Annotated in this window: 15 protein-coding genes; 4 read left to right on the forward strand and 11 right to left on the reverse strand. The window is 63.2% G+C overall.

What is annotated here, in order from left to right:
* Nucleotides 1-59 precede the first annotated feature (59 nt).
* Together JMY24_RS07715 and corA are read right to left on the reverse strand one after the other, a co-directional pair.
* Nucleotides 60-1,022 carry a sugar ABC transporter substrate-binding protein gene (locus JMY24_RS07715; protein WP_128588886.1) on the reverse strand — a complete coding sequence of 321 codons (963 nt, stop codon included), beginning with the start codon at nucleotides 1,020-1,022 and terminating at the stop codon, nucleotides 60-62.
* A gap of 351 nt (nucleotides 1,023-1,373) precedes the next feature.
* Nucleotides 1,374-2,351 (reverse strand): magnesium/cobalt transporter CorA, encoded by a 978-nt coding sequence (corA, locus tag JMY24_RS07720; RefSeq protein WP_128595209.1) that lies wholly within the window; start codon nucleotides 2,349-2,351, stop codon nucleotides 1,374-1,376.
* A 228-nt stretch (nucleotides 2,352-2,579) separates the two neighbouring features.
* Here corA and JMY24_RS07725 point away from each other — a divergent pair, with 228 nt between their 5' ends.
* Nucleotides 2,580-2,720 (forward strand): cytochrome bd-I oxidase subunit CydX, encoded by a 141-nt coding sequence (locus tag JMY24_RS07725; protein WP_128595210.1) that lies wholly within the window; start codon nucleotides 2,580-2,582, stop codon nucleotides 2,718-2,720.
* Complete coding sequence (locus tag JMY24_RS07730; RefSeq protein WP_128595211.1) at nucleotides 2,717-3,337, forward strand: P-loop nucleotide/nucleoside kinase family protein; 621 nt, start codon at nucleotides 2,717-2,719, stop codon at nucleotides 3,335-3,337. The genes JMY24_RS07725 and JMY24_RS07730 overlap by 4 nt, the downstream gene beginning before the upstream one ends.
* A gap of 98 nt (nucleotides 3,338-3,435) precedes the next feature.
* Here the strand turns inward: JMY24_RS07730 and JMY24_RS07735 are convergent, their stop codons facing one another.
* The 3 genes from JMY24_RS07735 to JMY24_RS07745 all read right to left on the reverse strand — a co-directional run bounded on the left by JMY24_RS07735 (nucleotide 3,436) and on the right by JMY24_RS07745 (nucleotide 6,335).
* Nucleotides 3,436-4,542: a saccharopine dehydrogenase family protein gene (locus JMY24_RS07735; protein WP_128595212.1), complete on the reverse strand. Its 1,107-nt coding sequence runs from the start codon at nucleotides 4,540-4,542 to the stop codon at nucleotides 3,436-3,438.
* 383 nt (nucleotides 4,543-4,925) lie between these two features.
* The gene (locus JMY24_RS07740; protein ID WP_013588181.1) at nucleotides 4,926-5,384 is read right to left on the reverse strand and encodes an Lrp/AsnC family transcriptional regulator; all 459 of its coding nucleotides are present in this window, start codon (nucleotides 5,382-5,384) and stop codon (nucleotides 4,926-4,928) included.
* A 66-nt stretch (nucleotides 5,385-5,450) separates the two neighbouring features.
* Entirely contained in the window at nucleotides 5,451-6,335 is an 885-nt protein-coding gene (locus JMY24_RS07745) for a LysR family transcriptional regulator (RefSeq protein WP_128588895.1), read from the reverse strand.
* 199 nt (nucleotides 6,336-6,534) lie between these two features.
* Between JMY24_RS07745 and JMY24_RS07750 the strand changes: the two genes are divergently transcribed.
* Nucleotides 6,535-7,056, forward strand: coding sequence for a Spy/CpxP family protein refolding chaperone (locus JMY24_RS07750; RefSeq protein ID WP_201701738.1), 522 nt, complete (start codon nucleotides 6,535-6,537; stop codon nucleotides 7,054-7,056).
* A gap of 212 nt (nucleotides 7,057-7,268) precedes the next feature.
* Complete coding sequence (locus JMY24_RS07755; protein ID WP_128595214.1) at nucleotides 7,269-7,706, forward strand: PGDYG domain-containing protein; 438 nt, start codon at nucleotides 7,269-7,271, stop codon at nucleotides 7,704-7,706.
* A gap of 7 nt (nucleotides 7,707-7,713) precedes the next feature.
* Here the strand turns inward: JMY24_RS07755 and JMY24_RS07760 are convergent, their stop codons facing one another.
* From JMY24_RS07760 to JMY24_RS07785, 6 genes are all read right to left on the reverse strand, one after another.
* Nucleotides 7,714-8,079 carry a DUF3022 domain-containing protein gene (locus tag JMY24_RS07760; RefSeq protein ID WP_128595215.1) on the reverse strand — a complete coding sequence of 122 codons (366 nt, stop codon included), beginning with the start codon at nucleotides 8,077-8,079 and terminating at the stop codon, nucleotides 7,714-7,716.
* A 125-nt stretch (nucleotides 8,080-8,204) separates the two neighbouring features.
* Nucleotides 8,205-9,098 (reverse strand): YhfC family intramembrane metalloprotease, encoded by an 894-nt coding sequence (locus JMY24_RS07765; RefSeq protein WP_128595216.1) that lies wholly within the window; start codon nucleotides 9,096-9,098, stop codon nucleotides 8,205-8,207.
* A gap of 143 nt (nucleotides 9,099-9,241) precedes the next feature.
* A complete protein-coding gene (locus JMY24_RS07770) occupies nucleotides 9,242-10,324 on the reverse strand; it encodes a LacI family DNA-binding transcriptional regulator (RefSeq protein ID WP_128591383.1) in 1,083 nt (360 codons plus the stop codon).
* A 64-nt stretch (nucleotides 10,325-10,388) separates the two neighbouring features.
* Nucleotides 10,389-11,354, reverse strand: a complete 966-nt coding sequence (locus JMY24_RS07775; protein WP_128595217.1) for a 2-hydroxyacid dehydrogenase — start codon at nucleotides 11,352-11,354, stop codon at nucleotides 10,389-10,391.
* A gap of 4 nt (nucleotides 11,355-11,358) precedes the next feature.
* Nucleotides 11,359-12,648, reverse strand: a complete 1,290-nt coding sequence (locus JMY24_RS07780; RefSeq protein WP_128595218.1) for an MFS transporter — start codon at nucleotides 12,646-12,648, stop codon at nucleotides 11,359-11,361.
* A 202-nt stretch (nucleotides 12,649-12,850) separates the two neighbouring features.
* Entirely contained in the window at nucleotides 12,851-13,837 is a 987-nt protein-coding gene (locus JMY24_RS07785) for a sugar kinase (protein ID WP_201701741.1), read from the reverse strand.
* Between the last annotated feature and the right edge of the window lie 34 nt (nucleotides 13,838-13,871).

Raw genomic sequence — 13,871 nt, forward strand, 5'->3', positions numbered from 1 at the left:
TGCGCCGCCTCGTCGGCGCGACTCCGCGCGCCCTGCTAGTCGGTCGGTGCCGGCGACGCTTACTTCGTCACCAGGTCGCACGGCGTTTCCACCACGCCCGACAACTGCGACTGCTTCTTGTGCTCGCTCAGGGCTTTCAGCGCGGTATCGATGCCGAACACAGCCTGCTTCGCGGCATACTGGTCGGCAGTGGCGAGCACGCGGCCGTCCTTCAACATCGGCTTGATGGCGTTGATGTTGTCGTAACCGACCACCATCACCTTGCCTTGCTTACCCGCAGCGCGCACCGCGGAAACCGCGCCGATCGCCATGTTGTCGTTGCCCGCGAGCAACGCCTTCAGGTTCGGGTACTCGTTGAGCATGGCCGACGCAACGGCATTGCCCTTGTCGATTTCCCATTCGCCCGACTGCACCGATACCACCTTCGCGCCGACGGTCTGCATCGCGTCCTTAAAGCCCGCGGTGCGCTGCTGCGCATTGGTCGTGGTCGAAACGCCCTCGATGATGCCGACCTCGTCGCCCGCCTTCAGCTTCTTCGCGAGGTAGTCGCCGACCTTTTGCGCGCCCTTGCGATTATCAGGTCCGACGAACGGCACGTTCAGGTCCTTCGACTTCAGCACGTCGGGGTCCAGACGGTTGTCGATATTCACGACGATGATGCCCGCGTCGACAGCCTTCTTGACGACCGGCACGAGTGCCTTCGAATCGGCCGGAGCCAGCACGATCGCGTCCACCTTCGAGACGATCATCTGTTCGACGATGCGAATCTGGTTCGCCGTATCGGTCTCGTCCTTGATGCCGTTCGTGATCAGATCGAATTGCGACGGGTTGTGCTTCTGGTAGTCCTTCGCGCCGGTTTCCATCGTCAGAAAGAACTCGTTGGCGAGTGACTTCATCACCAACGCGACTTTCGGCTTATGCGCGGGTGCGTTCTGGGCGTAGGCGGCGGAAAACGGCAAGGCGGTGGTAGCGGTGGCGAGGATTGCGGCCGCCACGATGCGGCGGCGAATGCGGTTGCTCATGCATATCTCCTGGGTTTGTCGGCTCAATGTCGAACCGTATTTTTAGTTACGCGCAAACGTTTGCGGGACTCATTCTCAGCGCACCGCGACCGCATTGTCAACGATTCGTGGTGTTGCAGTGCACCGGCGCGCACAAACTGCAGTGTGCGGCCCGGCTGGCGCAGACGGTTGAGCGCCTCGCGCCGAAGCGCGAGGCGTGAGCCTCGGCTGATGGTGTGTAGCAATGGGTCCTCGCTCGGTCCGCTCGTGACGGTTTTACCGCCGGCTGCAATCTCAGCGGCCGGCGGGCCGCCTATGCTGGACTTTTATTGCGCCGCATGCAAGCGGGCCCACGCGTTGGTGTGCGCCAGATCAGAGCCAACCGGCTTTACGAAACCGCAGATAAAGGATGATGTCGACGGTCAGCATGATCGCAAGGCACAGCGGATAGCCGTAGCGGAAATGCAGTTCGGGAATGTTCTGGAAGTTCATGCCGTAGATTCCGGCGATCATGGTCGGCACGGCAAACAGCGCGGCGAACGAACCGAGCCGTTTGGTCACTTCGTTCTCCGCCAGCGAGATCATGCCGAGGTTCACCTGCACCGCGGTCACCACCAGTTCACGCCGTCCGTCGATGATGCGCACGATCCGCTCGAGGTGATCGTAAACATCGCGAAAGTAAGCTTGCATGCCTTCGCAAACGCTCGGAATGCGACCGCCCGTGAGCTTGCTGATCGCCTCCTGCAACGGCGCGATGTGATGCTGAAGAATCACGAGGCGCCGTTTCAACGAATAAAGATCCTGGATGATCGCGCGCGAGGCCGCCGAGTCGTTACGCTCGAAAATGCGGTCTTCGATTGTCTCGATTTCCGTGTTCATCGCCTCGACGATCGGAAAATAGCGGTCGACAATGTCGTCGGCGAGCGCATACAGCACGAACGCCGAGCCCGCCTTGAGCAACTGCGGCTCGCGCTCGCAGCGCGCCCGCACATTCTGAAAGCCCGCGCGCGTGCCGCGCCGCACCGACAGCACGTAATTCGCTCCGACGAATACGTCTACTTCACCGATCAGCAGTTCGCAATCCTCGTCCATCTCTACCGTATGCATTACCGCGAACAGCGACTCGCCGTACTCCTCGATTTTCGGACGCTGATGACCGTTCTGCGCGTCTTCGATCGCAAGGTCGTGCAGGCCGAATTCGTGCTTCATCACCGCGAGTTCGCCGGGGCCCGGGTCTTTTAGCGCAACCCAGACGAAGCACTCGGGTCGCGCCACATAGTCGCTGATGCTATCGATATCGATATCTGCCAGCTTCCGGCCGTCCTGATAGGCGGCACAATTGATCAGCATGTTGATTACCCTGAAAGCGAACAGAACGGCCTTGCAACGCCTTGCGAATGCGCAGCCCGTTCTGCATGAATGGAGTGCGATAGCCACCATGTTAAGGGCTGTCCGCGCCTCCCATGTATCGAATTGTTAAGCGACGCGAATACCGGGCATGGCGCTCGCAACCGGACCTTGCGCGTCGCCACGTTCTTCCTCATGATCGTTGCAGACGGGGAAACCAAGGAGACCGCAATGTGCTATTTCACCTCGATTGCCAGCATGGGTGCGGCGTTGAGCTTTGGCATCGTCGATGTGATCGGGCTGCAAGCTAACCGCAAGTTTGCGCGTGAACCGCAACGCGCGGCAATCCAGGCGCAAGGCGAATCTTCGTGAGCCGCCTGGTTTTTATTTGCGGTCACGCGGGCACGGGCAAGACAACGCTCGCGAGGAAACTGATCGGCCCCCTGATGAAAGCAACGGGCTCGCCGTTCTGTCTGCTGGACAAGGACACGCTGTACGGCGGCTATAGCGCGGCTGCCATGCAAATGCTGACTGGCGACGCGAACGATCGGGACAGCCCGCTTTTCCTCGAGCATCTGCGCGAGCCGGAGTATCGGGGTCTCGTCGATACCGCGCGCGACAATCTGGAACTCGGCGTGAGCGCGCTGGTAGTCGCGCCGCTCTCGCGTGAAGTCCGCGAGCGGCGGCTTTTCGATCGCGCCTGGCTCGGTATCGGCGACGACGTCAGCGTGCGAGTCGTATGGGTGCAGGTGTCGGAAGAGACCGCGCATCAGCGGATCATGGCACGCGCCAATCCGAACGACGCCTATAAGCTCGCGCATTGGGACGAGTACCGACAGCGGCGCTTCGTGCCGTCCGGCGACATGTGCAACGATCTGCTGATGTTCGACAACACCTCGCCGAGCGCTGCGGATCATGACGCGCTGCTCGCGCGCATTCTCGGCGAACCGCAAGTGACGTCCGCAACGGTGCCTCCGCTGCCTGTCTAGTGAGCGCGCCGCGGCGCAACGTCAAGCAAACGCAGCGTGACGAGGCAAATGAAAAAACGCCCCGCATGCGGGGCGTTTGTCTCCGGCTACACCGCTTGTCAAACGGTCGCCGCGCTTTGCAGCGACTCCAGCGCCTGTCCTTCGTACAACTGGCCGAAGCGGTTACCAAGGAAGTCGCGCAGAGAGACCTGCTCCTGACGCACGAAACCTCGTTGCGGCAGCTTCTTTTCGCGGAACAGATCCAGCACTGCGCACATCGCGCCCGCCGTGGTGATCTGGATCGCGCTCATCGGCACGCCGCAAACCGTCTTCGCGAAGATCTTGCGCGTGAACACTTCCTGCACGAGTTGACCGTCGCGCATGCCGCTCACGGTGATGAAAACGAGTACCACGTCCTGTGCGGTTGACGGCACCGAACGGCGCATGATCGTTTTCAGCGTGTCGCGGTCGCTCGAAAGACGCAGGTCCTCAAGCAGAAATTGCATCAGATTGCGGTGGCCCGGATAGCGTACCGACTTGTAATCGAGCGACTCGACGCGGCCCGACAGCGTTTCGCACAGCGTGCCCAGACCGCCCGACGTGTTGAACGCTTCGTACTCGGTGCCGTCGAGCGAAAAATGTTCGAGACCTTCGAGCGGCTGCACCCACTGCGTGCGGCTGTCGCGGATCGCTTCGCAGGGCTGGCAGTATTCGTTGATGAGGCCGTCCACGCTCCACGTGAGGTTGTACTTCAGCGCATTGGTCGGGAATTGCGGCAGTGCACCGACGCGCATCTTGACGTCGCGGATTTCGGTAAAGCGGTTCGCCAGCTCGTGCGCGGCAATGCCGATGAAACCCGGCGCGAGACCGCACTGCGGCATGAACGCGTGATCGGCGTCGTCGGCGATTGCGCGGATTGCGTGAGTGGCGCGCACGTCTTCGGTCAGGTCGAAGTAATGGACGCCCGCGCCCTTCGCGGCAGCGGCCACGTTCACTGCGAGGTAATACGGCAGCGCGTTGACGAGCGCGTCGAAGCCATGAACCGCGGCACGCAGCGCGGCGGCATCGGCTGAATCCACACGGCGGGTTGAAATTCCCTGCGCTGCAAGTTTATCGAGCGCATGCTGATCGCGGTCGAACGCGACCACGTCATAGTCGCCGGTTTCGCGCAGCATATGGGCGATGGTGTGACCAATCAAACCCGCACCAACGATGGCTACTTTCATGTTCTTCTCCTTTGTCGACCGGAGTTAGTGCTTCAGCACTTACTCCGGTCCCATGCACAGCTGTCGACCGGAGTTGGTGCTTCAGCACTTACTCTGGTCCCATGCACAGCAGTCGACCAGAGTTGGCGCTTTAGCCGTTTATCCGAGCTAATGCTTCAGCGCCCTGTCCGGCCTTTTCTGTGCGCTGTCTCCAGCTTGAGAATGCACCGCCCATGAAGGCGCGGCGCGCGGCGGGCTGAACCCTTGAGCGACAGTGTAGGGAGAAGCAAAAACAGTTCATACGAGCAAAATGCTGCGTAATGACTATCAACTTCGACGTTTCGACGAGCCCCACCGACAAAACGTCGAGAACGCATCAAAACAGCGTAAAAACACGCAGCGCTTCAGACCATCCCGCGGTCGATCTTGCGCGCGAGAATGATCGAGGTAGTGGTCCGCTCCACGCCTTCCATTCCGCCGATCTGATCGAGCAGATCGTTCAGACGATCCGGCGAATCCGCGCGCAGCCAGGCCACGTAATCGAACTCGCCGCTCACCGCGCATAACAGTTGCACCTCGGGCATCTTGCCGAGGCGCTTCTGCACGGCCGGCCCATGCTTCGGCGCAATGATGATGCCCACGTACGCATAGATGCTCGAATCGAGCACGTCCTGGCCGAGCCGCACGCTGTAGCCCGCAATCACGTTGCTGCGTTCGAGCCGCGCAATTCTCGCGATTACAGTGGTGCGCGCCACGTCGAGTTGGCGCGCGAGATTGGCGACGCTCTCGCGGGCGTTCGCCTGAAGCAGCGCTACGAGGTTGCGGTCGAGATCGTCGAGTTGGTCGAGGCGCGGAGGTCTCATCGAGAGAGAAGAAAGTGGTCGCAGTGGTGCGGATTATCGCGCGTCTTCAGTGTCAGGCGGCAAGCATCACGCGCCGAAACGCTCTATCACGAAGTCGATGAAACTGGTGAGCTTGGGCGTGGCCCGCCGGTCGCGCGGATAGACGAGATGCACGGGCGCGCCTTCAGGCAGATGCTCTTCCAGCACCGACACCAGTTCTCCACTCGCAATCTCGCGTGCGAGCAGCGCCTCCGGTTGCAACACGAGGCCAAAGCCGCGCAACGCGGCCACCTTCAGCGCCTGACCGTTGTTCGCGCGAAAGCGCCCCGCTCGCAACGAGTATTCAGCGGCGCTTTCGCCGCCAAGGCGCCACGCGCCCTCACGGCCCCAATGCAGAAAACCGAGACATTCGTGATGCGCGAGATCGGCGGGTGTACGTGGAACGCCCGCTCGCGCGAGATACGCCGGCGACGCACAAGCGCGCATGCGATAGGGCTTCAACGGCCGCGCAACGAAGCTCGAATCTTGCAGATGGCCGATGCGCACCGCAGCGTCGAAGCCCTCTTCCACCAGGTCGGTCATGCGGTTCGACAGGTCGAGTTCGAGCGTGACCTCGGGCCACTCGCTCAGATAGTCGGTCATCGCCGGTGAAAAAATCTCGACGCCATAGGTGAGCGGCACTGTCACCTTGAGCACGCCGCGCGGCGCAGCGGCCATGGACTCCGCGAGCGACTCGGCGTCCTTCACGTCGGCGAGAATGCGCCTGCACTGCTCGTAATATTGCCGGCCGATCTCTGTGAGGCTTTGACGGCGCGTCGTGCGCGTAAGCAGGCGCGTGCCGAGCCGGGCTTCGAGCGAACGGATGTGTTTGCCGACCATCGCCGACGAAATCTCGAAGCGCTCTGCCGCCGCAGTCAGGCTGCCCGCCTCCACCACGGCCACGAAAATCTCCATGCTGACGAATTTATCCACCCGCTATTTCCTGTTCGTTTCGGTTGTAAGCGTTTGTCGCATAAGAGCCGCATTGTAGGGATATCGTGATACTAATAGCGCCCACGGCCATATTGAGCGGTCCGCGCGTGGTGCTATAGCGCGCAATGTGGCGCATTGCAGGGACCGCTCGCCGCACGCCTTGTCCCACCTCAAATTCGAACAGACATCAGGAGTTTCGATGAAAAAAGCACTGGTCATACTGGCCTCCACAGTCGCGATGAGCGGCGCATTTGCACAAGCTTCCGCACCGGTTGCGGCGTCTTCCGGCACGGCGGCTTCCGCAGCCGTCGCGAAAGGCGGTCACGAGCGCAATGTCGAAGACCGCATCGCCTATCTGCATTCGCAACTGAAGATCACGCCGGAGCAGGAAACGCAGTGGAAGGCGTTCGCCGACGTCATGCGCGGCAACGGCGAGACGATGGGCGAGCTGTTCAAGCAGCGCCGCGCCGCCACGACCGTGTCCGCGCTCGACGACATGAAGCAGTACGCCACCATCGCACAGGCGCACGCAGACGGCATGAAGAAGCTGGTGGACGCATTCGATCCGCTTTACAACAGCTTCTCGCCCGAACAGAAGAAGCTCGCCGATGTAACGTTCCGTCAACACGGCGGCGCGGATGGCCGCTCGCGTCATCATGGCAAGGGTAAGAGCGACAAGTCGGCGCCGGCCGCGGCGAGCGACGCCACGGTCAAGCCGTAACCGGCCGGCCGCGCGACTCATATGGCACCGCGGGCACCGCGCCTGGCACCACGCCTGGCGAAACACCCGGCACAAGGGCGCGTTGCGGTTCCTGCCGCACCGTGCCCGATGTGGCAAAAAAGGCGCGCAGTCAGATACGTCTGGCATGATGCAGGTCCGCGATCGTAGACGCGAAGTCGCGAACTCACCGTCAACAACCCTCTGCCTGCTTCATGAACGATCTGAAAAACCTTGACCTGCATGACGACGCCGCCGCCCGGCGTGTCGTCAAAGACGAAACGGTCAACGTCGAATTCGCCGCCACGCAAGGCGAACTGATGAGCCTGGAAGGCCCCAACCGCTATCTGCCTGGCGACGCCTTGATCACCGGATCGACCGGTGATCGCTGGGTCGTTTCGCGCGAACGCTTCGACGCCAAATACGTTCCCGCCGACGCAGCCCATACGCATGGCGAGGCCGGCGCGTATCGCAATCGCCCCGCAGTCGTGCTCGCGAAACAGATGAATGAAGCGTTCTCGCTAGCCCGTTCGGCGAGCGGCGGCGACGTACTGCGTGGCGCGGCCGGCGACTGGATCATGCAGTACGCGCCGGGCGATTACGGCGTCGTGCAGGCCGCGCGCTTCGCGAAGGTTTACCGTCTCGCAGACTGAAGCGCCGTCACGCGAACTCGTCGCCGAGATCCACCGTGACTTCGCGCGGCACCGCTTCGCCGTTCGCATACTGTTCTTCGAGCGAGCCGATGCTCGCCTCCACATACGCGCGCAACACCGCGAAGCTGCGGCCCCGCAGCCTCGCGGGCAACGCGCGATAACGCGCGAGCGCCGCGGGCGCGATTTCCACCGTCATCACGATGCGCCGTGCGGCCGCGCCGAAGCGCATTGCCACCCAGTGAATCGCCAGCGTCGGCGTGCCGTTTTCGGCCGCGCGCTGGACGAACTGCGTCTGCTCGGGAAAGAGATCGCTGATAACGCGCGCCAGTTCCTCGAACTCGGGATTCGCGCAGTCGTATTGGTAAGCTTCCATGGATGTGCCGAAAGAGAGTGATCAGCTGTAGCAGGCGGCCGATTGTAAAACAGCGACCGCGAGTGCCACTGCGAAGTGCGGCTGCAAAGCGCGGCTGCGAAGCGCGACTGCAAAGCGCGGCTGCGCTAGCGAGGCAGTTCTGTCATGCGCTCGGCGCCGGGCCGTTTGAACGCCCTGAACAGCAGCCCTGCTACGACGAGCGCGCCCAATGCATAGACGGCATCGACTGCGGCGAGCGGCACGAGTTGCGCCTGGAACAGTGCGGCGGGCACATCCACGAGCGCATGCAATACGATCGCGAGCGGCAGAATCGCGCGCCATCCGGCCCGCAGGCCGCGCCACATCAACACCGACAAGCCGATCTGGAAAATCAGCGCGGCCACGCGTTCGAGCGCGAAAATACCGGCTGTCTGCGGCGTCAGGCTGGCGAGAATCAGATGGATGCGCATCAACGAATCGGTCGGCAGGTTACTCAGATAACCGTCGAGCTCGCCGCGATTTTCCAGCACCGCAAACAGAATCCATTGAATCTGCACCAGCACGCCGACGAGCCATGCTTCCGCGCCGCCATGACCGAGGCCGTAGGTGAGCGCGGTGCCGTCATCGGTGCGCGTAGCCTGCGGCGTTGAAGCCACCGTCGTCGCGCTAGCCGTAGCACTCGCCGCCGCACTTGCCGCCGCACTAGCCGTCGCACTAGCCGCCGCACGTTTCATCAACAGACGCATGCCGATGAAGCGCCCCACTTCCTCGCAAATGCCCGCCGCGAGCGCGCCGTACACGACGAACGCGAGCGGATTCGACAGGAACGTGGCCGTCGCCTCGTTACGATGCAGCATGTAGTCGTTCAACGCACGCTCGATCACCATTGCGAACAACGCGAACACGGCGATGCCCGCGATCGCGTCGCGCGGCTTCAGCGCGAGCGGCCGACGCAGGCGGCGGTAAATGACAAAGGGCAAAGCAGCGACCAGCAGCGTCGCGAGGACGAGGCTCGACAGGGTAAGCGGTGCAACAACCATGAGTTTCCTTGCGATGACAGGCGCGCAACCGCTGCGCGCCGCAGCCCGAATCATCGCAGATCGGCGGCAAGTCAGCCTGGAAGCTCGCGGGGATGTCGGCTTGGGCGTTGGCCTTCACGTCAGCGCGACGACCCGCCCGAACCTCAGCCCGACGTGGACGCGCGGACGATCAGTTCGCCCGGCAACAGGCAGTCGCGCGCGCCGGTCTGCGCGCCTTCGATGCGCTCATGGAGGAACTCGACCGCCCGGTAGCCGATGTCGTAGGTCGGCTGGCGGATCGTCGTGACGCCCGTCAATTCCGCCCAGTCGGGGTCGTCGATGGACAGCAGCGCAACGCGTGCCTGCCAGCCGGCGCCGTAACGCGCCTTCAGATGCAACGCAAGCCGCAACGCGACAGGCGCATTCGCCGCGAACACCGCGACGCGTGCGGCGTTGCCGACGGTGCCTGCGCGCTCGCTCGACGCGTCGATCGCGCGGTCCAGTGCCGCGAGGCTTTGATCGATCTGCTGTGCGTCCGCGAGATCGAGCACGAGCGTATGGCCGTGCGCAGCGTGCGCGCCGGTTGCTTCGTGAGCCGTCATGGCTTCACGGAACGCCGCCTCGCGCAGCCGCCGCGAGCTGACCTGCTCGAACGGCTGCACGACGAACCAGATGTCGCGAAACCCGCCATCGAGCAGATGACGTGTGCCGAGTTCCGCAGCCGCCCGATTGTCGAGCCCGACGATATCGGCGACGAGACCTTCGACGGAGCGGTCGACCAGCACCGCCGGAATTCCCCCGCCGCCCACCGGTCGCAACGTTTCCTCGCGCACGCCGAGCGCGTTCACGATCACGCCTTCCACGCGGTAGGTGGTGAGCAATTGCAGATAGCGCCGCTCCATTTCCACTTCGTTCGCCGCGTGGCAGATGAGCGGCATCAGGCCGAGCGCGTGGCACGCGGCTTCGACGCCTTGCAGCACCTCGACGGTATAGGGATTGGTGAGGTCGGCGAGCAGCATGCCGATCAGCCGGTTGCGGCCACGCTTCAGCCCGCGCGCCATCTGGTTGGGCTGATAGTCGAGCCGTTCGATAGCGGCTTCGATGCGCGCGCGCAGTTCCGGCGACAACACGCTCATCTCGCCGTTCAGATAACGCGAGATGCTGGTCTTGCCGGTGCCGGCTTCGCGCGCGACGTCGGTGATCGTCGCGCGGCGCGGCGCGGCCTGGCGGGTCGGCGTAGTGCTCATCGGGACCCCGCAATCCAGAGCGTGACACATGCGCCGAAAGGCCAACGCTTGTTCACGGCGCTCGTCACCGCTGCAGCACTTCGCGATTGACGATGTTGGTCGTGAGCGTGCCGTTCAGCGCGGCGACCAGATTTTCCGCTGCGTTGCGCGCCATTGCATGCCGCGTCTCGTGCGTCGCCGAACCAATATGCGGCAGCGCCACCACGTTCGCCAGCCTGAGGAGCGGCGAATCGGCCGGCAGCGGCTCGGTCTCGAACACGTCCAGACCCGCGCCGTGGATCGCGCCGTTTTGCAGCGCCTCGATCAGCGCGGGTTCGTCGACGATCGCACCGCGCGACGCGTTAATAAGAATCGCGCTTTTCTTCATCGACCTGAGTTCCTTCGCGCCGATCATGTGCCGCGTTTCCGACGTGAGCGGCACTTGCAGACAGACGAAGTCGGCGTTGGCGAGCAGTTCCGGCAACTCGACGCGCCGCGCGCCGTAAGCCTCTTCCGCCTCACGGTTCGCGCTGCGGTTCGTGTAGAGCACCTTCATGTTGAAGCCGAGCGCCGCGCGCCGCGCGACCGCGCCGCCAATGCGTCCGAGCCCGACGATGCCGAGCGTCTTGCCCTGCACGTCCACGCCGAATTGCGCGGGCCCGATGCTGTGCTGCCACTGCCCCGCCTTGACCCATGCGGCAAGTTCGACCACGCGGCGCGCTGACGCGAGGATCAGCGAAAACACCGTGTCGGCGGTCGATTCCGTCAGCACGTCAGGCGTATGCGCAAGCACGATGCCGCGCTGCGTGAGATCGGCGACGTCGAACTGATCGAAGCCGACGGAGATCGTCGACAGCGCCTTCAACCGCGTCGCGCCTTCCAGCATCGCCGGCGTGATCTTCACGCTCGCGCCGATGCCGCCGTCCGCGTCGCGCAAAGCGGCGACGAACGCGTCATGCCGGGTGGGATCCACCTGCACGACTTCCACGTGCTGCTGCAGATACGCCAGCACATCTTCAGGCAGCGACTTCCAGGCGACGATCTTCTTCATCGGCTTATTTTCCTTGCAACGGTGTAGCGAGCTTGTGCGGCGTCTCTACCGCCTGCTGTTGCGGCTTGACGATCAGTGTGAGGATGACCGCGGCGAGCAGCGCCACGCTCATGAACGCATACGATGCCGCGGGCGTCCCTGTCGCGCCGTTCAGATAGCCGACCACGTACGAGCCGACGAACGAACCGAGCGCGCCCATGCTGTTGATCAACGCCATCGCGCCGCCTGCGACGTTCTTCGGCAGCAGCTCCGGCACGATCGCGAAGAACGGGCCGTACGGCGCGTACATCGCGGCGCCCGCAATCACGAGCGACGCATACGAAAGCCAGAAATGCGTGGAGCCGAGTGCATACGACGCCGCGAACGCAATCGCGCCGATCAGCAGGAAAGGCCACACGAACACTTTACGGCGGTTGAGTTTATCCGATGCCCACGACGCCGCAAGCATCGCAATGGTCGCGGCGAGATACGGCAGCGCCGACAGCCAGCCGGTTTCGACCATGCCGAGCGTCGAGCCGTTCTTCAGGATCGACGGCAGCCACAGCACGAATCCATAGACGCCGATGCTCCAGCAGAAGTACTGCGCGCACAGCTTGATCACAGCCGACGAGCGGAACGCCTCGCTGTAATTGCGCACCGGCTTGATCGCGGCCTGTTCGGCGCGCAGCGTTTGCGCAAGGTCGTCCTTCTGCTGCTGCGTGAGCCAGGACACCTGCTGCGGCTTGTCCTGCACGATGAACCACCAGCACACCGCCCACAGGATCGCGGGAATGCCTTCGGCGATAAACATATTGCGCCAGCCGAACGAATGCACGAGATAGCCGGATACCACCGACATCCAAAGCACCGTCACCGGATTGCCAAGAATCAGAAACGTGTTGGCGCGCGAGCGCTCGCTCTTCGTGAACCAGTTGCTGATGAAGATCAGCATGGCCGGCATCACCGCGGCTTCGACCACGCCGAGCACGAAGCGGATCACCATCAGCGACGGAATATTGCTGACCATGCCGGTCAGCGCCGCGCAACCGCCCCACAGCACGAGGCTCCAGAACACGAGCTTCTTGACGCTGCGGCGTTCGGCGTAGATCGCGCCCGGAATCTGAAAGAAAAAATAGCCGAGGAAGAACAGCGCCCCGATCAGCGACGACAGTCCCTTGCTGATGCCAAGGTCCTGGTTGATGCCGGCCGCCGCCGCGAAACCGTAGTTTGCGCGATCGAGATAAGCGAGGCTGTAGGTGATGAATACGATCGGCATGATCGTCCACCAGCGGCGAATGGCGAGAGATGAAGTCATGGGTGTCTCCTTTACGGCTACCCGAAACAATGATGAACTGAGCTTGTGGGGCGCTTGCCAAGCGCTCTTGCTGTTATCGATGCAGCCCGGCTTGCGGCTCCGTTCAGAACCGCGATGCTGCCGGGCCACGTAATGCTGTTTGCTGCGGGGCTTGCCGATATCTTCGAGCGCCCGCCAATGCACGTGCCTCAGGCCGCGTGCCTTAAGCTGCGTGGAGGCTCGGGTTCGGCAGATCGGCGCGTTCGAGCGCATCGAGATCGGCGCGAGCCGGCAGTCCTTCGGAATCGCCGATCACCTGAATCGCCAGCGCGCCGATGCGGTTGCCGCGCGCAACTGCCTGCGGCAGCGTCTTGCCTTCGAGCAGCGCGCTGATCACGCCGACCGCAAAGCCATCGCCCGCGCCGACCGTATCGACGACCTTCGCGACCGGCTGGCCGGCAATCACGCCGGCATCCTGGCCGGTGCGGAAGTACGCGCCCTCGGCGCCGAGCTTGACGACCACGCCGCGCGCGCCCCGCTCCAGATAAAACTTCGCGATGTCGTCGGGCTTCGTATAGCCGGTCAGAATCTCGCCCTCGCCGATGCCGGGCAGCACCCAGTCGGCGAGCGCGGCGAGCGCGTTCAGACCTTCCACCATCGCGGCGCGCGACGGCCACAGCGTCGGGCGCAGGTTCGGATCGAACGAGATGGTTTTTCCGGCTGCGCGCATCTCACGTGCCAGGTGGAACGCGAGTTCACGCGAGCTCGCCGAGATCGCGGGCGCGACTCCCGTCAGATGAAGATGACGCGCCGGCAATACATAGTCGGCCACGTAATCGGCAACCGACAGGTGGCTCGCCGCCGAACCTCGGCGAAAGTATTCGACGGCTGGGTCGCTGCCGTCGTCGTTCTTCGACTTCAACTGGAAACCGGTCGGGTAGCGCTCGTCGGTGCTCACGCAGCGCTGGTCGATGCCTTCTTTCGTCAGCGTGTCGCGCACATACTGGCCGAATGAATCGTTGCCCACGCGGCTCATCCAGCCGACCTTGAAGCCAAGCCGTGCGAGACCGATGGCGACGTTCAGGTCAGCGCCCGCAATGCGCTTCGTGAAATGGCCGACGCTCGCGAGCGGGCCGGTTTCGGTCGCCACGAACATGGCCATTGCTTCGCCATAGGTGATGATGTCCAGTGCTGCGCTTGTGTTGCTCATGCTTTGCTCCTGCGTGTACGTCGGGCTTGTCGCT

It is taken from the genome of Paraburkholderia kirstenboschensis, assembly GCF_904848585.1.
GTDB lineage: Bacteria > Pseudomonadota > Gammaproteobacteria > Burkholderiales > Burkholderiaceae > Paraburkholderia > Paraburkholderia kirstenboschensis.